The sequence below is a fragment of the Agromyces marinus genome (assembly GCF_021442325.1).
Classification (GTDB): domain Bacteria; phylum Actinomycetota; class Actinomycetes; order Actinomycetales; family Microbacteriaceae; genus Agromyces; species Agromyces marinus.
Genome location: NZ_CP087879.1, coordinates 884,881 through 908,948, shown reverse-complemented (window position 1 = coordinate 908,948; position 24,068 = coordinate 884,881). Strand labels below are relative to the sequence as shown.

The following is a 24,068-nucleotide window of genomic DNA, read 5'->3' as shown; positions in this document are numbered from 1 at the left end:
AGACACGTGACCCACGAGAACCACGTCGAGACGAAGGTCGTCGACGGCGTCCACTACCACCAGTACGACATCGTGATCGTCGGCGCCGGCGGCGCCGGCATGCGCGCGGCGATCGAGGCCGGGCCCGGCGCGAAGACCGCGGTGATCTCCAAGCTCTACCCGACGCGCTCCCACACGGGCGCCGCGCAGGGCGGCATGGCCGCAGCCCTCGCGAACGTCGAGGAGGACAGCTGGGAGTGGCACACCTTCGACACCATCAAGGGCGGCGACTACCTCGTCGACCAGGATGCCGCCGAGATCCTCGCGAAGGAGGCCATCGACGCGGTCATCGACCTCGAGAACATGGGCCTGCCGTTCAACCGCACGCCCGAGGGGAAGATCGACCAGCGGCGGTTCGGCGGCCACACGCGCGACCACGGCAAGGCGCCGGTGCGCCGCGCGTGCTACGCGGCCGACCGGACCGGTCACATGATCCTGCAGACGCTGTTCCAGAACTGCGTCAAGCTCGGCATCGAGTTCTACAACGAGTACTACGCGCTCGACCTCGTCATGACCGAGGTCGACGGCCGGAAGCAGCCCTCGGGCATCGTCGCCTACGAGCTCGCGACGGGCGACCTGCACGTGTTCCAGGCCAAGGCCGTCGTCTTCGCGACCGGCGGGTTCGGCAAGGTCTACAAGACCACGTCCAACGCCCACACCCTCACGGGCGACGGCGTCGGCATCATCTGGCGCAAGGGCCTGCCGCTGGAGGACATGGAGTTCTTCCAGTTCCACCCGACCGGGCTCGCGGGCCTCGGCATCCTGCTCACCGAGGGCGCCCGCGGCGAGGGCGCGATCCTCCGCAACGCGTCGGGCGAGCGCTTCATGGAACGCTACGCGCCGACCATCAAGGACCTCGCGCCGCGCGACATCGTCGCCCGCTGCATGGTCCAGGAGGTGGCGGAGGGGCGCGGCGCCGGCCCGAACAAGGACTACGTCCTGCTCGACTGCACGCACCTCGGCGCCGAGGTCCTCGAGACCAAGCTCCCCGACATCACCGAGTTCGCCCGCACCTACCTCGGCGTCGACCCGGTCGTCGAGCCCGTGCCCGTCATGCCCACGGCGCACTACGCCATGGGCGGCATCCCGACCAACGTCAACGCCGAGGTCCTCAGCGACAACACCACCGTCGTCCCCGGCCTCTACGCCGCGGGCGAGTGCGCGTGCGTCTCGGTGCACGGCTCGAACCGCCTCGGCACGAACTCGCTGCTCGACATCAACGTCTTCGGCAAGCGCGCCGGCCGCAACGCCGTCGAGTACGTCAACTCCGGCGTCGACTTCACGCCGCTGCCCGACGACCCGGCCGCAGGCGTGCGCGACCTGATCGAGAGCCTCCGTACCGCCGAGGGCACCGAGCGGATCGCCGCGATCCGCAAGGAGCTCCAGGACGAGATGGACCGCGGCGCGCAGGTCTTCCGCACGAAGGACTCGCTCGCGCACGTGGCATCCGTCATCGCCGACCTCCGGGAGCGCTACCGGCACATCTCGGTGCAGGACAAGGGCAGGCGCTTCAACACCGACCTGCTCGAGGCGGTCGAGCTGGGCTTCCTCCTCGACCTCGCCGAGGTCGTCGTGGCCTCCGCCGCGAACCGCGAGGAGAGCCGCGGCGGGCACATGCGCGACGACTTCCCGGACCGCGACGACGAGAAGTTCATGCAGCACACCATGGCCTACCTGTCGGGCGATGCGCACTCGTCGGTCGCGTCCGACCACATCCGGCTCGACTGGAAGCCCGTGACCATCACCAGATACCAGCCGATGGAGAGGAAGTACTGACGTGACGACCGCCACGCTCGAGACCACGTCGACGGATGCCGCCATCCGCTCGTTCACCGTCACGTTCCTGATCCGCCGGTTCGACCCCGAGGTCGACTCGGAGCCGCGCTGGCAGGACTTCGACGTCGAGATGTTCGCGACCGACCGTGTGCTCGACGCCCTGCACAAGATCAAGTGGGAACAGGACGGCTCGCTGACCTTCCGCCGCTCGTGCGCGCACGGCATCTGCGGGTCCGACGCGATGCGCATCAACGGGCGCAACCGCCTGGCCTGCAAGACGCTCATCAAGGACCTCGACATCACCAAGCCCATCTACGTCGAGGCGATCAAGGGCCTGCCGCTCGAGAAGGACCTCGTGGTCGACATGGAGCCGTTCTTCGCGAGCTTCCGCGAGGTGCAGCCGTTCCTGCAGGCGAACTCCACGCCCGAGCCCGGCAAGGAGCGCATCCAGGACGTCGCCTCGCGCGCACGGTTCGACGACACCACGAAGTGCATCCTCTGCGCCGCGTGCACGTCCTCGTGCCCGGTGTTCTGGACCGACGGCCAGTACTTCGGCCCGGCCGCGATCGTGAACGCGCACCGCTTCATCTTCGACTCGCGCGACGACGAGGCGAAGGTGCGCCTCGACATCCTCAACGACAAGGAGGGAGTGTGGCGCTGCCGCACGACCTTCAACTGCACCGACGCGTGCCCCCGCGGCATCGAGGTGACCAAGGCGATCGCCGAGGTCAAGCAGGCGATCATGCGCGGGCGTCCCTGACGGGCGACCGTGGAACGACGGGGCCGGCGCGGATGCGCCGGCCCCGTCGTCGTCCCGGCTCGATAGGGTGAATCCGTGAGCGATCGGGGCCGGGGGCGAACGGAGCCTGCATCCGCAGTCTCGCCCGATGGGGAATCCTCGACGGCGAACGGAGCCGGGTCGGCGACCGCCCGCGTGCGCGAGCGCCTCGAGGCCGCCAGTGCGCCGATCCGGGAACGCCTCGACGAGCCGATCACGCACGTCGAACGGCTGACGCAGCGGACGATGGCGCTGTTCCCGGTTCGGGTGTGGCGCAGGTTCCTCGCGCGCAACGGGTTCCTGCTCACGGCGGGGATGAGCTACCAGTCGCTGTTCGCCGTGTTCGCGGCGATCTACATCGTGTTCGCGGTCGCGGGCATCTGGCTGTTCAACGACCAGGAGACGCTGAACGCGCTGCTCACCATCATCAACACGTACGCACCGGGACTCGTCGGCGAGAACGGGCTCATCACGCCGGCAGCGCTGCAGGAGGCGGCCACGTCGAGCACGAGCCTGTTCGGCTGGACCGGCGCAGTCGCCCTCGGCGGTCTGATCTGGACGGCCATCGGGTGGGTCACCTACTCCCGGATGGCCGTCCGCAGCATCTTCGGCCTGCCGAAGGACGATCGCGCGTACCTGTACCTGAAGGCCCGAGATTTCGCCGCTGCGTTCCTGTTCGGGCTGACGATCCTCGTCGCGGCCGTGCTCTCGATCCTCGCGACGGGCTTCCTCGGCTGGGTGTTCGGCCTGGTCGGACTCGACCTCTCCGTGAAGTCGGATCTCGTGAACGCCGGCCTGCAGGTCGGGGCGCTCGTGGTCGTGTTCGTGATCGACACCTTCGCGCTCGCGGTGATGTTCCGGTTCCTCTCGGGCGCCGAGATGCCCTGGCGGCGGATGTGGGTCGGGTCGCTCGTCGGGTCGATCGCGCTGAGCGGCCTGCAGCTGCTCGGCGGATGGGTGCTCTCATGGGCCGGGACGAACCCGCTGCTCGCGACGTTCACGGTGCTCGTCTCCCTGCTGCTCTGGTTCCGGATCGCGAGCATCATCATCCTCGTGGCTGCGGCGTGGATCGCGGTGGAAGCGGCCGACCGCAACGAGTCCCTCCGGCGCGTGAGCGAGGAGCAGCTCGAGGCGGAGCGGCGTCAGCGCGAGTACGAGGCGATGGTGACCACGGCGCGCGTGCGCGTGCGGGAGGCCGCCGCGGCGGCCGCCGCCGCCAGGTGGTTCGAGCGCCCCGTGGCCGGCAGGCGACTGGCTCGCGCGCGGCGCGACCTCGATGCGATCCAGGCGGATGCCCCGCCCCCGCCGCCGTCGCGGACGCACAGCTGGCTGACCGAGCCGCCCAGCCGCGAGGACTGACCGGCGACACGGCCGTGTCGCCGGGCTCGCCTAGGATCGTACGCATGCCCTCCGCCTCCCCGCTCCGGATCGTCAGCGCCAACGTCAACGGGGTCCGCGCGGCGTTCCGCCGTGGCATGGGCGACTGGCTCGCCGCGGCCGACGTCGACGTCCTCGCCCTGCAGGAGGTGCGTGCGTCGACCGACGACCTCGCGGAACTGCTGGGCGACGAGTGGAGCATCCTGCACGACCCGGCGACCGCGAAGGGCCGTGCCGGCGTCGCGATCGCGAGCCGCGAGCGCGCGCACATCCACCGCGTGGAACTCGGCGCCGACGTGCACGACACCGCCGGGCGCTGGCTCGAGGCCGACTACGAGGTGGCCGGCCGCATCGTGACGGTCGTGAGCTGCTACGTGCCCTCCGGCGAGGCCGAGACGCCGAAGCAGGTCGAGAAGTACCACTTCCTCGACGCGATGAGCGAGCGGATGGCCGAGCTCGCCTCGCACGAGCTCGCCGTCGTCGTCGGCGACCTGAACGTCGGCCACCGCACGCTCGACATCAAGAACTGGAAGGGCAACGTCAAGAACGCGGGGTTCCTCCCCGAGGAGCGCGCATACTTCGACCGCTTCCTCGGCGCCGAGGGCGAGGAGGGCTACAACGCCGGAGCCGGACTCGGATGGATCGACCTCGGTCGCCGCCACGCCGGCGAAGTGCCCGGCCCGTACACCTGGTGGTCGTACCGCGGCAAGGCGTTCGACAACGACACCGGCTGGCGCATCGACTACCAGCTCGCGACGCCCGCCCTCGCGGAGGCGATGGTCGCGTACTCCGTGGGGCGCGCAGCCGCCTACGACGAGCGATGGTCCGACCACGCTCCCGTCATCGTCGACTACGCCATCTGAGACAAGGACCTCCCCCCGATGAACACCGCACGCCCCGTCGTCTTCTCCGGCATGCAGCCGTCCGGCGACTCCCTCCACCTCGGCAACTACCTCGGCGCCCTGGTGAACTGGGTCGCCCTGCAGGAAGACCACGACCCGATCTACTGCGTCGTCGACCTGCACGCGATCACCGTCCAGCAGGATCCGGCCGTGCTTCGCGAGGCCACCCGGCGCACGGCCGCGCAGTACCTCGCCGCCGGGGTCGACCCCGAGCGCTCGACGCTGTTCGTGCAGTCGCACGTGCCGGCGCACGCCGAGCTGGCGTGGGTGCTCGGCACACTCACCGGCTTCGGCGAGGCGAGCCGGATGACGCAGTTCAAGGACAAGTCGGCGCGCTACGGCTCCGAGGCGACGACCGTCGGGCTGTTCACCTACCCGGTGCTCATGGCCGCCGACATCCTGCTCTACGGCACGCAGCTCGTCCCCGTCGGGGACGACCAGCGTCAGCACCTCGAGCTCACGCGCGACCTCGCGGGCCGCTTCAACTCACGCTTCGGCGACACGCTCGTCGTGCCCGAGGCGATGATCCCGAAGGAGTCGGCGCGGATCTACGACCTGCAGGACCCGACCGCGAAGATGTCGAAGTCGGCCGCGAGCCCGAACGGCCTGATCAACCTCATGGACGACCCGAAGGTGATCGCCAAGCGCATCAAGAGCGCGGTGACCGACACCGAGCGCGAGATCCGCTACGACCCGAAGGCCAAGCCCGGCATCGCGAACCTGCTCGACATCCACGCGACGGTCACGGGCCGGTCGATCCCCGAACTCGAGGCCGAATACGCCGGGCGCGGGTACGGCGACCTGAAGAAGGATGTCGCCGAGGCGGTCGTCGAGCGAGTCTCGCCGATCCGCGAGCGCACGCTCGCGCTCATGGAGGACCCGGCCGAGCTCGACCGCCTGCTCGCGATCGGCGCCGAGAAGGCCTCGGAGCGCGCCGAACGCACGCTCGATGCGGTGTACGAGCGAGTCGGCTTCCTGCGTCGGCGGTGACGACGTGACGCCCGAGGGGCCCGGGGTCCCGACCGGGTCCGGTCCGGACGGCCATGCCCGTCCGGTCGTGCTGTTCGATCTCGACGACACGCTCATGGCGCATCGTGAGGCGGTCGACGCGGGCATCGCGCTCCACCTGCACGAGCGCGGATACGTCGCGGACGCGGCATCCGCTCGTGCGCTCTGGCACGAGCTCGAAGAGCGGCACTACCACGCCTACCTCGCCGGCTCGCTGAGTTTCGAGGGGCAGCGGCGCGCCCGCGCGGCGGAGTTCGCGCTCGCGCACGGCGAGACGCTCGACGACGCCGACGCGGGCGCCTGGTTCGACCGGTACTTCGAGCGGTACCGGGAGTCGTGGGCGCTGCACGTCGATGCGCTCCCGGCGATGGACGCGATCGAACGCGTCCTGCCGGGCGTGCGGTTCGGGATCATCACGAACGGCGAGCTCGACTTCCAGACCGCCAAGCTCGCGCGCCTGGGGCTTGCGACCGAGCGGTTCGAGCACGTCGTGGCATCCGGTGCCGAAGGGGTCGCCAAGCCCGACCGGCGACTGTTCGGGATCGCGATCGAACGGTTCGCCGCCGATGCACCCGTGTCGGGCGCCGCCTACGTCGGCGATCGGCTCCGCACCGACGCGATCGGGGCGGCCGAGGCCGGGCTCGTGGGCGTCTGGCTGAACCGGTCGGGCGAACACCCGGCCGAGACGGATGCCGCGGCGGCCCGCGCCGCGGGGGTGCTCGAGATCCGCACGCTCGCCGAGCTCGCGCCCCTCCTCGCCGCGCGCCTGGGCTGACGCGCGCCGCCGACGCTCGTCGGAATCCGCGAATGGCGTCGGAAGCCGCCCATGAGGGGCTTCCGACGCCATTCGGGGATTCGAACGTGCCGCTCGCGGATCAGCTCACGTCGTCGTCGACCCAGTCGAGGGTCTTCGTGACGGCCTTCTTCCAGTTGCGCACGAGGCGCTCCTGCTCACCGGTCTCCATCGCGGGCTCCCAGCGGCGGTCCTCCTGCCAGTTCTTCGCGAGGTCGTCGAGGTCGGCCCAGAATCCGACGGCGAGGCCCGCGGCGTAGGCCGCGCCGAGGGCGGTCGTCTCGGCGACGACCGGGCGCACGACGGGCACGCCGAGGATGTCGGCCTGGAACTGCAGCAGCGTGTCGTTGGCCGTCGCGCCGCCGTCGACGCGCAGTTCCGTGAGGTCGATCCCCGCATCGGCGTTCACGGCTTCCACGACGTCGCGCGTCTGGAACGCGATCGCCTCGAGTGCCGCTCGCGCGATGTGCCCCTTGTTCACGTAGCGGGTCAGGCCCACGAGCGCGCCGCGTGCGTCCGGACGCCAGTAGGGAGCGAAGAGCCCCGAGAAGGCGGGCACGAAGTAGGCGCCGCCGTTGTCCTCGACGGACTTCGCGAGCTCCTCGACCTCGGGGGCCGAGGAGATCAGGCCGAGGTTGTCGCGCAGCCACTGAACGAGCGAGCCGGTGACCGCGATGGATCCCTCGAGCGCGTAGTGCACGGGCTGGTCGCCGAGCTTGTAGCCGACGGTCGTGAGCAGCCCGTTCTTCGAGTGGACGATCTCCTCGCCCGTGTTGAAGATCAGGAAGTTGCCCGTGCCGTAGGTGTTCTTCGCCTCGCCGGCCTCGAACGCGGCCTGCCCGAAGGTCGCGGCCTGCTGGTCGCCGAGGATGCCGGCGATGGGCGTCTCGCGGAGCAGGCTCGAGGACGAGGCCTCGCCGTAGACCTCCGAGGAGGACCTGATCTCGGGCATCATCGAGCGCGGCACGCCGAAGGCGCCGAGGATCTCGTCGTCCCACTCGAGGGTCTCGAGGTCCATGAACATCGTGCGGCTGGCGTTGGTGACATCCGTCGCGTGCACGCCTCCGTCGACGCCGCCCGTGAGGTTCCACAGCACCCAGGTGTCGGTGGTGCCGAAGATGAGGTCGCCGGCCTCGGCCTTCTCGCGCGCGCCCTCGACGTTCTCGAGGATCCAGACGATCTTGGTGCCCGAGAAGTACGTCGCGAGCGGCAGCCCGACCTTGGCCTTGAAGCGTTCGACGCCGCCGTCGGCCGCGAGCCGGTCGACGATCGGCTGCGTGCGGGTGTCCTGCCAGACGATCGCGTTGTAGACCGGCTCGCCGGTCGTGCGGTCCCAGACCACGGCGGTCTCGCGCTGGTTGGTGATGCCCACGGCGGCGATGTCGTGGCGGGTGAGGTCGGCCTTGCCGAGCGCCTGCCCGATGACCTCCCTCGTGTTGTTCCAGATCTCCTTGGGGTCGTGTTCGACCCAGCCGGCCTTGGGGAGGATCTGCTCGTGTTCGAGCTGCCCGGTCGAGACGATCGTCCCGTGCTTGTCGAAGATGATCGCGCGGGTGCTGGTGGTTCCCTGGTCGATCGCCAGGATGTAGTCGGCCATGGCCGGTCCGTCCTCTCTGTTGCACTGGTGGAACGAGTCCGCCCGCTCGCGTCGGCGCGCTGAGCGCGGCGCCGCGGACGATCGAGGGGCCGGTCGCGGGACCGGCCCCTCGGTTGATCAGCCCAGGACGGGCAGCGCGGCGAGGGCCGCCCATCCGGCGAGCACGCCGCCGATGAGCGGGCCGACGACCGGGACCCACGAGTAGGACCAGTCGCTGGAGCCCTTGCCCTGGATGGGCAGGATGGCGTGCGCGATGCGCGGGCCGAGGTCGCGGGCCGGGTTGATCGCGTACCCGGTCGGGCCACCGAGCGACGCGCCGATACCGATGACCAGGAGGGCGACCGGCAGCGCGCCGAGTGCGGCAAGGCCCGACGCGTCGCCGTTGCGGCCGAACCCGATCACGACGAACACGAGCACGAACGTGCCGATGATCTCGGTCACGAGGTTCCAGCCGTAGGAGCGGATGGCGGGGCCGGTCGAGAACACGCCGAGCTTGTTGGCGGGCTCGGGCTCGCCGTCGAAGTGCTGCTTGTAGCCGAGCCAGACGATGATCGCGCCGAGGAAGGCGCCGATCATCTGCGCGCCGATGAAGGTGAGCACCGAGACCGCGTCCACCGGGACGGTCGTCCCGAATGCCGGGTTGCCGAACTCGGTGGCACCGTTGGCGACGAGGCCGACCGTGACGGCCGGGTTGATGTGCGCGCCCGACGCGTAGGCCACGACGACACCGGAGAAGACCGCGAGGCCCCAGCCGATGTTGACCATGAGGAAGCCGCCGTTGAAGCCCTTCGTCTTGGCCAGGGCGACGTTCGCCACGACTCCGCAGCCGAGCAGCACGAGCATGGCGGTGCCCACGAGTTCCGAGAGGAACAGCACTCCGAGATTGTCCACGTTGACCTTTCTGGGTTGGGCCGGTCAGCCCTGGAGCGGGCTGCCGGCATGGGCCGCGGTCGCGCGGCCTTGATGAAACCTACCGATGGAATCAGCCGGTCAGACGCCGTTCCAGGTGCACATCCGTGCAGATTTCAGCGGGCGGCCGGCTCGGCGAGCACGACGCCGTGGCGCTCGGCGAGCACAGTGCGCGCCTCGCGGGACTCGGCGGCGCGCGTCGTCGCATCCCACCCGAGCACGTCGCCGACGACGTCGGCGAGTTCGTCGAGCAGGGCTGCGGTCACGGTGCCGGTGAACGCCAGGTCGGTGCGGCGCAGGACGACGTCGACGAGGTGCACGACGCGTTCGTTCGCGGCGAGCCAGGCGATCTCCTCGCGCGAATGGGCCGGTGCGCCGACGAGCGGCGTCTCCGCGGCGTCCTCGATCGCCTCGATGATGCGCTCGGCACGCGTGCCGTAGCGCTCGAGCAACTGCTCGGCACGCTCGCGGCCCACTCCGTCGCCGTGGCCGACGACCCAGACGAGCCGGGCGGCATCCGTCGCCGGGTAGCCCGCGCCGCCGCCGATCGGCAGGCCCTTCGTCGAGCGCACGCGACTCCGCCCGAGCAGGTCGAGCACCTCGTCGGACAGGTGCTCGGCGAGCGCGCGGAAGGTCGTCCACTTGCCGCCGACGAGGCTGAGCAGGACCGTGCCCGGACGCTCGGCGACAGCCGTTCGTTCGAGGCGGTAGTCGCGACTGACGAAGCCGGGCCGGGTGTCGTCGTGGCGCGGCAGCGGCCGCACGCCCGAGAACCGGAACACGATCTGCGAGCGGTGGACGGGGACGGTTGGGAAAACGTGCGCGATGAGGTCGAAGAAGTAGTCCACTTCGGCTTCGGTGCAGGTCGCGGGCTCGCGCATGTCGTGCTCGAGGTCGGTCGTGCCGACCATGACCCGGCCCTTGATCGGGTAGATGAGCACGATCCGGCCGTCGGAGTGCTCGAAGAAGATCTCGCGGCCGCCGGTCGCGGCGAGCAGGTCGTCGTTCTCGAGCACGATGTGCGAGCCCTTGGTTCCGCCCATGAACCGCGTCTCGCGACCGAGTCGCGCGTTGGTGAGGTCGGTCCACGGCCCGGTGGTGTTCACGACGACGTCGGCGGCGAGGTCGAACTCGTGCCCCGTGACGGCGTCGCGGATGCGGACTCCGCCGGCACCGAGGGCGACCGCGCCCGCGTAGTTGGCTGCGCGAGCGTGGGGCCCTGCCGCGAGGCCGTCGTGCAGCACGTCGAGCGCGAGTCGCTCGGGGTCGTGCATGCTCGCGTCGTAGTAGGTCGCGGTGTACTTCAGGTCCGGGTTCAGCGCGGGCAGTTCGGCGAGCGACGTCTTCGCCCCGAGGAACCGGTGGCGCGGCACCGCACCGCCGCCGCGCGAGAACGAGTCGTAGATCGTGAGGCCGGCCTTGATGAGGGCCGCGCCGCGTTCGGCGGGCCTGCCCTGGCGATGGGTGAGGAACCGCATCGGTGCGGAGAGGATTCCGGAGAGGGTCGAGAAGATCGGCACGGTCGTCCGCAGCGGCTTGACGTAGTGCGGCGCGGTCCCCAGGAGCCCGTTGCGTTCCCGGACGGATTCCCGCACCAGTCGGAACTCGCCGTTCTCGAGGTAGCGGATGCCGCCGTGGATCATGTGACTCGAGGCAGCCGATGCGCCCGAGACGAAGTCGTCCTGTTCGATGAGCACGACGTCGACGCCCTGCAGGGCGAGGTCGCGAAAGGTCGCGATCCCGTTGATGCCGCCGCCGATGACGATCACCTCGGCGGTCGGCCGGGCCGCGAGCCCGGCGATCTCGGGTCGGGCTCCGGGTGCAGGGGCTGTCGGGGTCGTCTCCGGTGACGTGGTGCGCGACATCGCCGTCCTTTCGTGCTGGCAGGCCGGGTTGCGTGGGCGCCCGGGCTGTGGATGAATACATCGTGACAGCGCTGAACATGTTTGCAAGGCGAATGAACATACGTGCAAGGGAGTTCCGATGGTCGTGACGGATGCCACGGGGCCGAGGCGGGAGGCCGAGGCGCCCACCGCCAAGATGCGCGACGCGCTGCGCGCGGCCCACCTGTACTACCTGCAGGACCTCACCATGGACGCGATCGCCAGGGAACTGCACACCTCACGATCCTCGGTCTCGCGGCTGCTCAGCCACGCCCGAGACACCGGGCTCGTCGAGATCTCGATCCACTCGCCGCTCGACCTGCCGAGCCGGCTCGAACAGGAGATCCTCGACCGCCACGGCGTCGCGGCCCACGTCGTCCCGGTGCCCGACCACGCGAGCGACGTCGACCGGCTCGAGCGGGTCGCCCTCTCGGCTGCACGGATTCTCAGTCGCTTCATCGACTCGAACCAGACGATCGGTGTCGCGTGGGGCTCCACGATGAGCGCCATGAGCCGCCACCTCACCCCGAAGGCGACGCACAACTCCGAGATCGTGCAATTGAACGGCGCGGGCAACCTCCGCACGACCGGCATCCTCTACGCATCGGAGCTCCTGCGGCGATTCGGCGACGCCTTCGGCGCACGCGTGCAGCAGTTCCCCGTGCCCGCGTTCTTCGACGACCCCGCGACGAAGGAGGCGTTCTGGCGAGAGCGCAGCACGCGGCGCCTCCTCGACCTGCAGGCCGCGATGGACGTGGCGATCTTCGGCATCGGCTCGCCCTTCGCCGAGGTGCCCAGCCACGTCTACCAGGGCGGCTACCTCGAGCGCGCGGACTACGAGGCGCTGAGCGGCGACGGTGTCGTCGGCGACGTCGCGACCGTCTTCTACCGGTCCGACGGCTCGACCGACGGGATCCCCCTGAACGCACGGGCGACCGGGCCCGACTTCGAGGTACTGCGCCGCGCGCCGCGACGCATCTGCGTCGTGTCGGGCCGAGCGAAGCTTCCCGGCCTTCGCGGGGCCCTCGCCGGCGACCTCATCACCGACCTGATCGTCGACGAGGGCACGGCCCGCCGGCTCGTCGAAGCCCGATGAGTCGCGATCGAATCGTGATCCGGAGCGTCGCCCCCGCCGGGTAGCGTGATCCCGGCGGCCGTACCCACCGCCGGGAGGATCCATGCACGACCACGCCCGCGGCCCGATCACCGCCCTCGCCATCACCGCCGTCATCGCGACCTGGGCCGTCGGCCACCAGGTCGTCGCATCGGCCGTCCACGCCGACCTCTGGCCCGCGTGGTCCGCCGCCGACAGCCGGTACGACGAGGCCGCGGCCGACTACGACGCGACCGCCGAGCGCGGCGAGAGCGCCATCCGCCGCGGCGAAGCCCTCGCCGAAGCCGCCTCGGGAGACCTCGTCGACCCAGCGGACCTCGCCCTGCTCTCCGAGGAACTCGAGCACGCCCGTGCCCGACTCGCCGACGAGCCCGCGAGCCCCGGCATCGCCGGGCTCGGCGACCCGGACGGATTCGCACCCGCGTGGGAGCGCTACGCCGACGCCTGGCGCATCGTCGGGCTCGTGCCCTCGCGCACGGTCGCGGCCGAATCGCTCGACGTCGCGACCCATCGGGTCGCCGAAGGGAACCTCGCCATCGCCGACGCCTCCGAGGCGCTCGTTGCCGGCACCGAGGCCCTCGCGACCGCGGCGCTCGAGGACAACCCGGCCGCGACCCACCGCACGCGCGTCGCCGTGCAGCAGGCGATCGACGACCTGCGGCACTCGCCGACGATCTCATCCGGCTCGGCCGACCCGTTCGCCGACCTCGCCACCGCCGTCGCCGCGATGCGGAGTTCGCAGGCCTCCGAGGCGGCCCGTCGCGCCGACCATCCCGAGCGCGCTCGCATCGAGGACTTCGCCGAGTCGATCGCGAACGGGGTGCCCTTCGACGTCGAGTGGGCCGATGAGGCGGGCGGCTACTCGAGCAGCGAGTACTACGCCGGCACGGCCGAGTTCTTCCCCGACGGTGCCGGGTGGGGACTCATCACGCTGACGTACAGCATCGAGGATGCCTACTCGTGGGACGAGAACGCGGAAGCGGTCGTCGTGCACGAGGTCGGCCACATCCAGGTGCTGCGCGAGGAGTGCGCGCCGATCTTCTCGGGATCCGTGTTCTCGAGCGACCACGAGATGTGGGCGACCGCATGGGCGATCTCCATGGGCTACGACATCCCGGGCTCCGGCATCGAGGCCTACGGCCGCCCGTCGGACGCGCAGATCGACGCCGCAGCGGGCTGCCGCTGACCGGCCCCGGAATACCCGCGCCCCTCCGGCGTTGACCTAGAATCGAAAGAGCAACGTGCTCCGGGGTCGGTGCAAGTCCGAACCGGCGGTAAAAGTCCGCGAGCCGTGAGCGTGCGACCGTCCGGTCGCGTGCGAACGGTTGAACCGGTGGAACTCCGGTACCGACGGTGAAAGTCCGGATGGGAGGCAGCACGTGTCGGCGGCGCGTGCGCGGTCGGCCGATCCGGCGCTGCCGGGAGCCCCCGGAGCCTGGAAGGCAGGCGAGGCGGCGATGACCACGGCCACGCGGACGACGGCGGAAGCCGACGCGATGCGCCGCGCACTCGAACTGGCGGAGCGCGGTCCGGCGACCGGGGTGAACCCGCGCGTCGGCTGCGTGATCCTCTCCCCCGACGGCGAGGTGATCGCCGATGGATGGCACCGGGGCGCCGGCACCGCGCACGCGGAGGTCGACGCACTCGACGCGCTCGACCCCGGTGCCGCGCGCGGCGCGACCGCGATCGTGACGCTCGAACCCTGCAACCACGTCGGGCGCACGGGCCCGTGCGCCCGCGCCCTCGTCGACGCCGGCATCGCGCGCGTCGTGTACGCGGTCGCCGACCCCGGCCCGCACTCCGCGGGCGGTGCGCAGACCCTGCGCGACGCGGGCGTCGACGTCGAGTCGGGCGTCCTCGCCGACGAGGTCGAGGCGCTGCTCGAGGACTGGCTCTTCGCGGCCCGCGAACGCCGCCCCCGCATCACCGTCAAGTGGGCGTCGAGCCTCGACGGTCGCGTCGCGGCCGCCGACGGCACCAGCCGGTGGATCACGGGCGATCACGCGCGCGCCGACGTGCACCGCCGACGCGCCGCAGCCGACGCCATCGCCGTCGGCGCCGGCACCGTGCTCGCCGACGACCCAGCGCTCACCGCCCGCGACGACCACGGGGCGCTGCTCGAGGACCAGCCGGTGCCGGTCGTGTTCGGACGACGGCCGCTGCCCGAGGGCGCCGCCCTGCGCTCGCACCCGCGCGAACCGATCCTGCTCGCCGGCGGCGACCTCGGCGCGGACCTCGAGGAACTGCAGCGCCGCGGCATCCGCTCGCTCTTCGTCGAGGGAGGCCCGACGCTCGCGACCGCGTTCCTGGCCGCGGGCCTCGTCGACGAACTGCTCGTCTACCTCGCTCCCGCCCTCATCGGCGGGCCTCGAACCGCGGTCGGCGACCTCGGCGTCGCGACCATCGCCGACGCGCCACGACTGCGCATCTCCGACCTCGTGCGCCTCGGCGACGACGTGCTCGTCGTCGCCAGGCCGGCGCACCCCGAGACCCCCACCCCAGGAAGGGCGTGACATGTTCACCGGAATCATCGAGGAGCTCGGGCGCGTCACCCGGGTCGAACCCCGCGCGGACGTCGTCCGCGTCACCGTGCACGGCCCGAAGGTCGTCGACGGCGTGCGTCACGGCGACTCCATCGCCGTCTCGGGCGTGTGCCTGACGGTCGTCGACTCCGACGCCGAGTCGTTCAGCGCCGACGTGATGGCGCAGACCCTCGCGATGTCGACCCTCGACACCGTCGCGATCGACCGCGCCGTCAACCTCGAGCGCGCCGCGCTCGTCGGCGACCGGCTCGGCGGGCACATCGTGCAGGGGCACATCGACGGCACCGGAGAGGTGCTCCAGGTCACCCCGGGCGAGGCGTGGAGCGTCGTGCGGTTCTCGCTGCCGGCACCGCTCGCACCGCTCGTCGTCGACAAGGGGTCGATCGCGGTCGACGGCGTGTCGCTCACGGTCAGCGCGATCGGCGACGACCCCGACGGGTCGTGGTTCGAGGTCTCGCTGATCCCGGAGACGCTCGCCGCGACCACGCTCGGCACGCTCGAAGCGGGCGACCGGGTCAACCTCGAGACCGACGTGCTCGCGCGGCACGTGCAGCGGATGCTGCGACTGGACACCCACCGGGCGCTGCCCTCCTCGCTCGCCGAACCGGGCGGACCGGGCTCCGGCTTCTCGGCGGGCGACGCGGCGCCGGCTTCGGATTCGGCATCCACGACGATCGGAGGCGACCGATGAGCCTCGCGACGATCCCCGAGGTGCTCGAGGCGCTGCGCGCGGGCAAGCCCGTCATCGTCGCCGACGACGAGGCTCGCGAGAACGAGGGCGACGCGATCATGGCGGCCGAGTTCGCGACCCAGGAGTGGATCGCGTGGATGGTCCGCAACACGAGCGGCTACCTCTGCGCGCCCATGCCGGGATCGTTCGCGGACCGGCTCGACCTTCCGCCCATGGTCGCGCGCAACGAGGACGCGCGCGGAACCGCGTACACCGTCTCGGTGGATGCCTCCGACCGCACGTCGACCGGCATCTCGGCGTCCGACCGCGCGCACACGCTGCGCGTGCTCGCCGACCCGGACGCGACCCCCGAGCGCCTCATCCGTCCCGGGCACATCCTGCCCCTGCGCGCCGTCGACGGCGGCGTCCGCGAACGTGCGGGCCACACCGAGGCGGCCGTCGACCTCATGCGGCTGGCGGGCCTGTCGCCCGTCGGCGTCATCGGCGAACTCGTCGCCGACGACGGCGAGATGATGCGCCTGCCCGGCCTCATCGAACTCGGCGAGCGCGAGGGGCTGCCCGTGACGACCGTCGCCGCACTCGTCGACTGGCTGCGCGAGCGCCACGACGGCCAGGACCTGGCCCGGCACGAGGCCCCGGCATCCGTCGACGAGACCTCGCGCGTCCAGTTCGAGGTCGAGACGGGCCTGCCGACGCTGCATGGCACGTTCCGGGTGCGCGCCTACCGCGACCGCAGCACGGGCGCCGACCATCTCGCGATCATCGCCGGCGACCCCGCATCGGACGGGGCGGGCGCCGTCGTGCGCGTGCACTCCGAGTGCCTGACGGGCGAGGCGATCGGCTCGCTCAAGTGCGAGTGCGGGCCGCAGCTCGACACCGCGCTCGCGACCATCGCCGAGCACGGCGGGGTCGTGGTCTACCTGCGCGGGCACGAGGGTCGCGGCATCGGCCTGATCAACAAGCTGCGCGCCTACCGGCTCCAGGAGGGCGGCCTCGACACGCTCGACGCGAACCTCGCGCTCGGCCTGCCGATCGACGCGCGCGACTACACGGCGGCGAGCGCCATCCTCGACGACCTCGGCATCGACCGCGTGCGCCTCATGACGAACAACCCCGAGAAGGTGCGCCAGCTCGAGGCGCACGGCATCCGCGTCGCCGACCGGGTGCCGCTCGTGGTCGGCGTCGGCAGCGTGAACGCGGACTACCTCGAGACCAAGCGGACCCGCATGGGTCATTCCATCGACGACGTGCAGCTGACCGAGGCCGCTGCCGAAGAACTCCTGAGAGGACACGCATCATGAGCGGAGCGGGAAGCCCGGCACTCGAGGTCGACGGACGGGGCCTGCGGGTCGTCGTCGTCGCCGGAAGCTGGCACGACGAGATCACGAACGGGCTGATCGCCGGCACCACGCGGACGCTGGAGGCGGCCGGTGCCGACTTCGAGATCGTGCGGGTGCCGGGCAGCTTCGAGCTGCCCGTCGCGGCGAAGGCCGCGCTCGATGGCGGTGCCGACGCGGTCGTGGCGCTGGGCGTCATCATCCGGGGCGGCACGCCCCACTTCGAGTACGTGTCGGCCGCGGCGACCGACGGGCTCACGCGGGTCGCGCTCGACACCGGCAAGCCGGTCGGGTTCGGCGTGCTGACGCTCGATGACGAGCAGCAGGGGCTGGACCGGGCGGGCCTGCCCGGCTCGAAGGAGGACAAGGGTCGCGAGGCAGCCGAGGCCGCGCTCGTCACGGCGCGCATGCTGGAGCGCCTGCGCGGCTGAACGCGCCGTCCCGTCGAGCGCGGGGCTCCGTCGAGGGCCCGCGCGCGCCCGGTCCTCAGCGCCGTGCGCGCACGGCTCGGCGAGCGCTGCCGAACCAGCCCGTCGCCCGCCCCCAGAGCCACCACGCGGCGATGCCGACCGCGAACGACGCGACGATCGCGAGCGGCGGCGACCACTCCTCGATGGGCGGATACACCTGCCAGTGGGTCAGGTAGACGAACAGCGACGCGGATGCCACGGTGCCGACCGCCCCGGCGAGGAACGCGGGGACGGGCAGGCTCGGAACCCACACGAGCAGCAGGACGCCGCCGATCACGATCGCCTCGCGCACCGGGTCGCCGAAGAACCCGGTGACGACGACCGGCGTGATCGCGGTGACGACGATCCGGCGCACCGTCGTGTCCGAGCGCGCGACGAGCCAGCCGAGCGCGATGAGCCAGGCGATCGCCGGAAGCGCGTAGCGCATCGGGGATGCGGCCGTGACCCCGCCGGAGACGAGGTAGCGCACCGCGAGGGCGCCGACGAGGGCGGCGACGGCGAACGCGTAGGGGTGCCGTCGCTCGAGCCCGCCGACTCCGGGGATCGCGAAGAGCGCCGCGAGGCCGAGGATCGACCAGATGAGCGCTTCGAGGAACCAGAACTGCCACTGCTCGTTCCACGAGTCCGCGCCGGGGACCATCCAGTTCGACAGCGCGACGGTCGCCGGGTCGTAGGTGCCCGCGATGAGCGCGACGCCGCCGATCCACAGCACCGCCGGCACCGCGACGGCGCTCGCGCTGCGCAGCAGCCCGCGCACCCGCCTGCTCCGCGCGCCGTGCGCGCCGCGCGCGTCGCGCCACAGGGCCCGCGGCTCGGACAGGCGGAACCGTGCGAGGTTGAAGCCCGCGACCGCGAGCAGCAGGTGGGCGCCGCCCTGGAGCTGGATCACGTCGGCGTGCGTCGCGACGATGAGCAGGATCGCGACCGTGCGCAGGACGACGGAGGTCTCGAGGCGCGCGAACCGGCGGCGTCGCGGGGTGCGCGCGCCGCGCTTCGCGGAGCCGCCGGGCCGCGCGTCGGAACCCGCGCGGGCCGGAGCGGGCGCCGCCGGAACGCCCGGCCCGCGGCGGGCCGCGAGGTCTCGGATGCTGCGGCTCGGCCAGTCCGTCGGGAGGGCGCCGATGCGCTCCTCGAGCCGGAGCGCGAGCTCGACGTAGTTCAGCGAGTCGCCGTCGAGGCTCGCGAACGTGTCGTCCTCGGTCGCGTCTGGTCGCCCGAGCAGTTCGGCGTACAGGTCGCGCAGGTCGCAGGACGTGCTCGCCGGGTCGACCGCCGCCCCGCGTGCCGTGTGGGGCGCGGCATCCGCTCTCGCGAGCAGCTCCGCGTGGGCGCGGAGGGCCGCGTGATCGGGCTTGCCGTTGGCGGTGCGCGGGAACTCGGCGATCGCGTGCACGTCGAAGGCGTGGGGCGGCAGGCCCGTGGCCGCGGCGACACCGTCGCGTGCGGGGTCGATCGCGCGGTCGTGCACGACGAAGGCGACGAGCCGTTCGCCGCCGGCCACGGTTCGCACTGCGAGGCCGTCGGCCGCCAGCTTGCGCTCGAGGTCGTCGAGGTCGATCCGCAGGCCGAAGCTCTTGACGAACCGGCTGAGCCTGCCCGTGATCTCGAACAGCCCGTCGTCGCGACGGCGTGCGAGGTCGCCGGTGCGCAGTTCGTCGAGTTCGGGTCCGCGCTCGAGGTCGGCCGCGTCGTGGGCGTAGCCCATCATGACGTTCGGCCCCGAGTAGACCAGCTCGCCCTCGCCGGGTGCGCCGCCGCCCACGGTCTGGTCGATGCGGAACGAACCGCCGGGGATCGGCAGCCCGATGGCGCCCGCGGCGCGCTCGGCGAGCGCGGGCGGCAGGTAGGCCATGCGCGCGGTGGCCTCGGTCTGCCCGTACATGACGACGACGTCGAAGCCTCGCCTGCGGCCGAGCCCGGCCAGCGCACGCACCTTCTCCGGCGCGAGCCGGCCGCCGGCCTGCGTGACGTAGCGGAGATCGGGCAGGTCGCGCTCGGCGAAGTCGGTGGTCTCGAGCAGTTCGTAGGTGTACGGGACGCCCGCGAACGAGGTCGCTCCGAGCTCCTGGAACTCGTCCCAGAACGCCGGTTCGACGACCGACCGCTCGGTGAGCAGCACGCTGGCGCCGGCGAGGAGGTGGCTGTTGACGACGGAGAGCCCGTAGCAGTATCCGAGCGGCAGCGTGGTGGCCGCACGATCGTCGGGCGTGAGCCCGAGGTAGTCGGCGATGCTGCGGGCGTTCGAGCGGACGTTTCGCCGGGAGAGCCGGACGAGCTTGGGCGATCCGGTCGAGCCGGACGTGCTCGCGAGGAGCGCGAGCTCGGGGTGGAAGCGGTGCCCGCTCGCCCGCGAGGCGTGCTCGATCGTCAGGGCGGATGCCTCGGAGCGGGCGATCACGTCGGGCTCGTACCGGTCTGCGAGCCCGGCGAGCGCGCTCTCGTCGATGCCCGACGGCAGCAGCAGGACCGGATGCCCGGCCGCGAGCGCTGCGACGTGGGTCACGATCGATTCGACGGTGTTCGCGGCGGCGAGGAAGACCAGCCGGCGGCCGTCGCCGAGCTCGTCGCGGCGGGCGCGGACCCGGTCGGCGAGTTCGGCGTAGTCGACCGTTCCGGTCGGTGTGACGAGTGCGGGTGCCGAGGGGTCGCCGCCGAGCAGGTCGAGCGCGGGCTCGGTCCTGGTCAGCAGGTCGTGCATGGGAGGCCACCTCGGGACGAAGGAAACAGGTAAGGCTCACCTTACCTGCTGAGGATGCCTCGCATCGAATCCGATGACGCCGCCGTACGATGAGGCGCATGCAGCCCGACCGCTCCCCCGCCCTGCGCATCGCCGATCGCGTGCGCGACGCCGTCGACGCCGGCAGACCGGTGCTCGCACTCGAGTCGACGATCCTGACGCACGGGCTGCCGAGCCCGCGGAACCTCGAGGTCGGCCTCGCCACGGAGGCGCTCGTCCGCGAGGCCGGCGTCGAGCCCGCGACGATCGGGGTCGTCGGCGGCACGGCCGTGGTCGGCCTGGACGAGCGCGAGATCGAACGCCTCTGCACCGTCGAGGGCATCGTCAAGGCGAGCACGCGCGACCTGCCCGTCGCGCGCGCCGCGGGTCTGGACGCGGGCACCACCGTCGCCGCGACGGCGTGGCTCGCGCACCGCGCAGGCATCCGGGTGTTCTCGACGGGCGGCCTCGGCGGGGTGCACCGCGGCGCGAGCGACACGTTCGACGAGTCGACCGACCTGCCCGCGCTCGCCGCGACGCCCATCGTGGTGGTGAGCGCCGGCGTGAAGTCGATCCTCGACGTGGGGGCGACCCTCGAACGCCTCGAGACGCTCGGCATCACCGTGCTCGGGTATCGGACCGACCGGTTCCCCGGGTTCTACGTCGCCGACTCGGGCTTCGCGGCCCCGGCGAGCGTCGACTCCGCCGCGGAGGCCGCGGCCGTCGCGCGCGGGCGCGACGAACTCGGCCTGGCCTCGGCCGTGCTCGTCGCGAACCCGGTCGCCGAGTCCGACCAACTCGATCCCGACGAGCACCTGCGCGTCCTCGCCGAGGCATTGGCCGCAGCGGATGCCGCCGGCGTGACCGGCCACGACACCACCCCGTTCCTCCTCGACTTCGTCCTGCGCGCGACCGGCGGCCGCAGCCTCGAGGCGAACCTCGCGGTCTACCGCGGCAACGCCCTGCTCGGCGCGGAGATCGCTCGTGAGCTCGCCGGCTGAGCCCGGCCCCGGCGTGCTCGTCGTCGTCGGCGACCTGCTCGAGGACATCGTGGTCTGGGCGACCGAGCCGATCCGCGCCGCGACCGACTCGGCGGCCCGGGTGTTCCGATCGCGCGGCGGCAGCGCCGCGAACGTCGCCGCGCACGCCGCGAACCGCACGCCGACGCGGTTCATCGGCCGTGTCGGCGACGACGGCGCGGGCGCCGCGCTCGTGTCGGCCCTGGCCTCGGGCGGCGTGGACGTGCGCGCCCAGCGCGAGGGGCGCACCGGAGCGGTCGTGCTCATCGTCGCGCCGGATGGCGAGCGCACCATGTTCCCCGATCGGGCGTCGGCGGCCGAACTCGCGGACGTCGACGCCGGATGGCTCGACGGCATCGCCTGGCTGCACGCGCCGAGCTACGGGTTGGAGCACGACCCCATGCGCAGCGAGGTCCGCCGCCTCATCGCGCTCGCCCGCGAGCGTGGAGCGCGCGTCTCGATCGACGCCTCGTCGACCGGGCTCATCGACGGGCTCGGCGTGGCGCGCGTCGCCGGGTGGCTGGCCGAGCTGCGCCCCGACGTGCTCTTCGCGAACGAGACCGAGGCCGAACTGCTCGGCATCGACGGCGGCGGCCGGGCCGCGGCATCCGTCGCCGCCCGGGTGGTCGTGAAGCACGGCCCCCGGCCGACCGAGGTGTTCGACGCGGGCGAGCCCGTCGCCCGCGTCCCGGTGCCGCCCGTCGCAGAGGTCCGCGACCTCACCGGCGCGGGCGACGCGTTCGCGGCCGGGTACCTCGCGGCAGCGCTGGCCGGGGCCGACGCCGGGTCGGCGTGCGCCGCGGGGCACGGGCTCGCGGCATCCGTCATCGCCTCGCCGGGCGGCGACGTCGAACCCGAGCGGCCTCGGCCGGCTCCGGGCGCGCACGCTGTCCACAGGAGGGACGGCCGGTTCTGACGCTCCCAGCCGGGCGACGTATGCTGCAAGGCGGCCCGGAATCCCGGACGACGGATGCCGCCGCCGCGAAGGACGACCCATGAGCGACACCGAGACCACACCCGGCACCCGATCCGCAGCCCGCGCCGCCGAGCGCGCGGCCGCCCGCGCGGCCCGCACCGGGGGCATCCCCCTCATCGGACGGCGCGACGCCGCCGGGCGCGACGCGGGCGGCGACGCCGCTGCCGACGCCGGGCCGGCGAACACGGCCGGAGCGACGCGGCCGCCGCGCCGCAGCCCGTTCGGCCGCCGCGGCGAGACCCCGTCCGGCCCCCGGGCGAGCTTCCGCCAGCTGCTGCCCTTCATCTTCGAGCACAAGCCGGTCCTCATCTTCGTCGCGGCGCTCTCGATCGTCGGCGCCGTCGCGAGCCTCGCCCAACCGCTCCTCGTCGGCCGGGTGATCACGATCGTCGAGGCCGGCGACCCGCTCGACGGCCTCGTCTGGGCGCTCGTCGCGCTCGTCGTCGTGAGCGCCGTCATCACCGGCTACCAGCACTACCTCCTGCAACGCACGGGCGAGGGCGTCGTGCTCTCGAGCCGGCGCCGGCTCATCGCGAAGATCCTGCACCTGCCGATCGCCGAGTTCGACACCCGACGCACGGGCGACCTCGTCTCCCGCGTGGGCAGCGACACCACCATGCTCCGTGCGGTCCTCACGCAGGGGCTCGTCGAAGCCATCGGAGGGAGCGTCACGTTCATCGGCGCGCTCATCGCGATGCTCGTCATCGACCCGGTGCTGCTCGGCCTCACCGCCCTCGTCATCGCGATCGCGATCACGACCGTGACCCTCCTCGCGTCGCGGGTCCGAGAGGCCTCGCACGCGGCCCAGGCCAAGGTCGGCGACGTCGCGGCATCCGTGGAGCGCGCGATCACGTCGGTGCGCACCATCCGCGCCGCGGGCGCGACCGACCGCGAGATCCGCGACGTCGAGCGCGAGGCCGAGCGCGCATGGGCGAAGGGCGTCGAGGTCGCTCGCGTCTCCGCGCTCATCGTCCCCATCGCCGGCATCGCGATGCAGGTCTCGTTCCTCGTCGTGATCGGCGTCGGCGGCTTCCGCGTCGCATCCGGCGCGATCGAGATCGCCGACCTCGTCACGTTCATCCTGTTCCTGTTCATGATGATCATGCCGCTCGGCCTGGCGTTCGGCGCGTTCACCTCGGTCAACCAGGCGCTCGGCGCGCTCGGCCGCATCCAGGAGATCCTCGACCTGCCCGACGAGGACGCGAACGACCGGCAGCTCGCCGCGCGCGCGGTCATGGTCGGCCCCGCCAACGAGGGCCTGCTTCCGGATGCCGCCGCGATCGAGTTCGACGACGTGCACTTCGCCTACGCGCTCACCCGCCCCTCGGACCCGGCCGACCCCGCCAACGACTCGCCCGACGAGCACCTGCCCGAGCCCGACGTGACCGACCGGCAGCCGGTGCTGCGCGGGGTGTCGTTCCGGGTTCCGCGCGGCGGGCGGATCGCGCTCGTCGGCCCGTCGGGCGCCGGGAAGTCGACGATCCTCGCGCTCATCGAGCGGTTCTACGACCCGAGCGTGGGTACGGTCCGCCTGGGCGGTCTCGACCTGCGCTCGCTCGAACGCGCCGAACTGCGCGCCCAGATCGGCTACGTCGAACAGGACGCCCCGGTGCTCGCCGGCACGCTCCGCGACAACCTCCTGCTCGGCAGCCCCGACGCGACCGACGCGGAGTGCGCGCACGTCCTGCACGCCGTGAACCTCGGCGGCGTGCTCGAACGCGACCCAGCGGGGCTCGACGCGCAGGTCGGCGAGAACGGCATCACGCTCTCGGGCGGCGAGCGCCAGCGCCTCGCCATCGCTCGAGCCCTGCTCGCAGCGCCGCCGATCCTGCTGCTCGACGAATCGACCTCCTCGCTCGACGGCGTCAACGAGCGCATGATGCGCGAAGCCATCGACGCGGTCGCGTCGGGCCGCACGCTCATCGTGATCGCGCACCGGCTCTCGACCGTGATCGACTCCGACCGCATCGTCGTCCTCGAGGAAGGGCGGGTCATCGGCGAGGGCACGCACGCCGAACTCGTCGAGACCGTCCCCCTCTACCGCGAACTGGCGGAGCACCAGCTGCTCGTCTGAGCCCGCTCCCGCCGGGCCGCCCCGCCCCGACGCCTCAGGGTTCTCCCCCACCCCGACCCGGGGCCA

At 72.1% G+C, this 24,068-nt stretch carries 19 protein-coding genes and 1 riboswitch; of the genes, 15 read left to right on the top strand and 4 right to left on the bottom strand.

Features of this window, described 5'->3' with window-relative positions; all coding sequences use genetic code 11:
* Nucleotides 1-6 precede the first annotated feature (6 nt).
* The 6 genes from sdhA (at nt 7) to DSM26151_RS04280 (ending at nt 6,655) form a co-directional block, all read left to right on the top strand.
* A complete protein-coding gene (gene sdhA / locus DSM26151_RS04305; protein ID WP_234661190.1) occupies nt 7-1,815 on the top strand; it encodes a succinate dehydrogenase flavoprotein subunit in 1,809 nt (602 codons plus the stop codon).
* A 1-nt stretch (nt 1,816) separates the two neighbouring features.
* Complete coding sequence (locus DSM26151_RS04300; RefSeq protein WP_234661189.1) at nt 1,817-2,575, top strand: succinate dehydrogenase iron-sulfur subunit; 759 nt, start codon at nt 1,817-1,819, stop codon at nt 2,573-2,575.
* Between the two features lie 75 nt (nt 2,576-2,650).
* Complete coding sequence (locus tag DSM26151_RS04295) at nt 2,651-3,952, top strand: YihY/virulence factor BrkB family protein (protein ID WP_234661188.1); 1,302 nt, start codon at nt 2,651-2,653, stop codon at nt 3,950-3,952.
* A 44-nt stretch (nt 3,953-3,996) separates the two neighbouring features.
* Nucleotides 3,997-4,833, top strand: a complete 837-nt coding sequence (locus DSM26151_RS04290) for an exodeoxyribonuclease III (RefSeq protein WP_234661187.1) — start codon at nt 3,997-3,999, stop codon at nt 4,831-4,833.
* Nucleotides 4,834-4,851: 18 nt separating this feature from the next.
* Complete coding sequence (gene trpS / locus DSM26151_RS04285; protein WP_234661186.1) at nt 4,852-5,862, top strand: tryptophan--tRNA ligase; 1,011 nt, start codon at nt 4,852-4,854, stop codon at nt 5,860-5,862.
* 4 nt (nt 5,863-5,866) lie between these two features.
* A complete protein-coding gene (locus DSM26151_RS04280; RefSeq protein WP_234661185.1) occupies nt 5,867-6,655 on the top strand; it encodes an HAD family hydrolase in 789 nt (262 codons plus the stop codon).
* A gap of 100 nt (nt 6,656-6,755) precedes the next feature.
* Here DSM26151_RS04280 and glpK read toward each other — a convergent pair whose 3' ends face one another.
* The 3 genes from glpK to DSM26151_RS04265 form a co-directional block, all read right to left on the bottom strand.
* Complete coding sequence (glpK, locus tag DSM26151_RS04275; protein WP_234661184.1) at nt 6,756-8,270, bottom strand: glycerol kinase GlpK; 1,515 nt, start codon at nt 8,268-8,270, stop codon at nt 6,756-6,758.
* Nucleotides 8,271-8,387: 117 nt separating this feature from the next.
* Nucleotides 8,388-9,113, bottom strand: a complete 726-nt coding sequence (locus DSM26151_RS04270) for an MIP/aquaporin family protein (protein WP_234661791.1) — start codon at nt 9,111-9,113, stop codon at nt 8,388-8,390.
* A 182-nt stretch (nt 9,114-9,295) separates the two neighbouring features.
* A complete protein-coding gene (locus DSM26151_RS04265) occupies nt 9,296-11,044 on the bottom strand; it encodes a glycerol-3-phosphate dehydrogenase/oxidase (RefSeq protein ID WP_234661183.1) in 1,749 nt (582 codons plus the stop codon).
* 175 nt (nt 11,045-11,219) lie between these two features.
* On the opposite strand from DSM26151_RS04265, the gene DSM26151_RS04260 reads away from it, so the two are divergent.
* From DSM26151_RS04260 to ribH, 6 genes are all read left to right on the top strand, one after another.
* Entirely contained in the window at nt 11,220-12,158 is a 939-nt protein-coding gene (locus tag DSM26151_RS04260; protein WP_234661790.1) for a sugar-binding transcriptional regulator, read from the top strand.
* Nucleotides 12,159-12,240: 82 nt separating this feature from the next.
* Nucleotides 12,241-13,362, top strand: a complete 1,122-nt coding sequence (locus DSM26151_RS04255) for a hypothetical protein (protein ID WP_234661182.1) — start codon at nt 12,241-12,243, stop codon at nt 13,360-13,362.
* Nucleotides 13,363-13,413: 51 nt separating this feature from the next.
* Nucleotides 13,414-13,559, top strand: a riboswitch (FMN riboswitch).
* Nucleotides 13,560-13,633: 74 nt separating this feature from the next.
* Nucleotides 13,634-14,689 carry a bifunctional diaminohydroxyphosphoribosylaminopyrimidine deaminase/5-amino-6-(5-phosphoribosylamino)uracil reductase RibD gene (gene ribD / locus DSM26151_RS04250; protein WP_234661181.1) on the top strand — a complete coding sequence of 352 codons (1,056 nt, stop codon included), beginning with the start codon at nt 13,634-13,636 and terminating at the stop codon, nt 14,687-14,689.
* A 1-nt stretch (nt 14,690) separates the two neighbouring features.
* Nucleotides 14,691-15,410, top strand: a complete 720-nt coding sequence (locus DSM26151_RS04245; protein ID WP_234661180.1) for a riboflavin synthase — start codon at nt 14,691-14,693, stop codon at nt 15,408-15,410.
* On the top strand, nt 15,407-16,711 hold the full coding sequence (gene ribA / locus DSM26151_RS04240; protein WP_234661179.1) for a GTP cyclohydrolase II: 1,305 nt from the start codon (nt 15,407-15,409) through the stop codon (nt 16,709-16,711). Before DSM26151_RS04245 ends, ribA begins: the two co-directional genes overlap by 4 nt.
* On the top strand, nt 16,708-17,178 hold the full coding sequence (gene ribH, locus DSM26151_RS04235; protein ID WP_234661178.1) for a 6,7-dimethyl-8-ribityllumazine synthase: 471 nt from the start codon (nt 16,708-16,710) through the stop codon (nt 17,176-17,178). Before ribA ends, ribH begins: the two co-directional genes overlap by 4 nt.
* 55 nt (nt 17,179-17,233) lie before the next feature.
* On the opposite strand, the gene DSM26151_RS04230 is transcribed toward ribH, so the two are convergent.
* On the bottom strand, nt 17,234-19,915 hold the full coding sequence (locus DSM26151_RS04230) for an AMP-binding protein (RefSeq protein WP_234661177.1): 2,682 nt from the start codon (nt 19,913-19,915) through the stop codon (nt 17,234-17,236).
* A 98-nt stretch (nt 19,916-20,013) separates the two neighbouring features.
* Here DSM26151_RS04230 and DSM26151_RS04225 point away from each other — a divergent pair, with 98 nt between their 5' ends.
* The 3 genes from DSM26151_RS04225 to DSM26151_RS04215 all read left to right on the top strand — a co-directional run bounded on the left by DSM26151_RS04225 (nt 20,014) and on the right by DSM26151_RS04215 (nt 24,002).
* Entirely contained in the window at nt 20,014-20,934 is a 921-nt protein-coding gene (locus tag DSM26151_RS04225) for a pseudouridine-5'-phosphate glycosidase (RefSeq protein ID WP_234661176.1), read from the top strand.
* A complete protein-coding gene (locus DSM26151_RS04220) occupies nt 20,918-21,868 on the top strand; it encodes a carbohydrate kinase family protein (RefSeq protein WP_234661175.1) in 951 nt (316 codons plus the stop codon). The genes DSM26151_RS04225 and DSM26151_RS04220 overlap by 17 nt, the downstream gene beginning before the upstream one ends.
* A gap of 79 nt (nt 21,869-21,947) precedes the next feature.
* Nucleotides 21,948-24,002 (top strand): ABC transporter ATP-binding protein, encoded by a 2,055-nt coding sequence (locus DSM26151_RS04215; RefSeq protein WP_234661174.1) that lies wholly within the window; start codon nt 21,948-21,950, stop codon nt 24,000-24,002.
* Nucleotides 24,003-24,068: the final 66 nt, after the last annotated feature.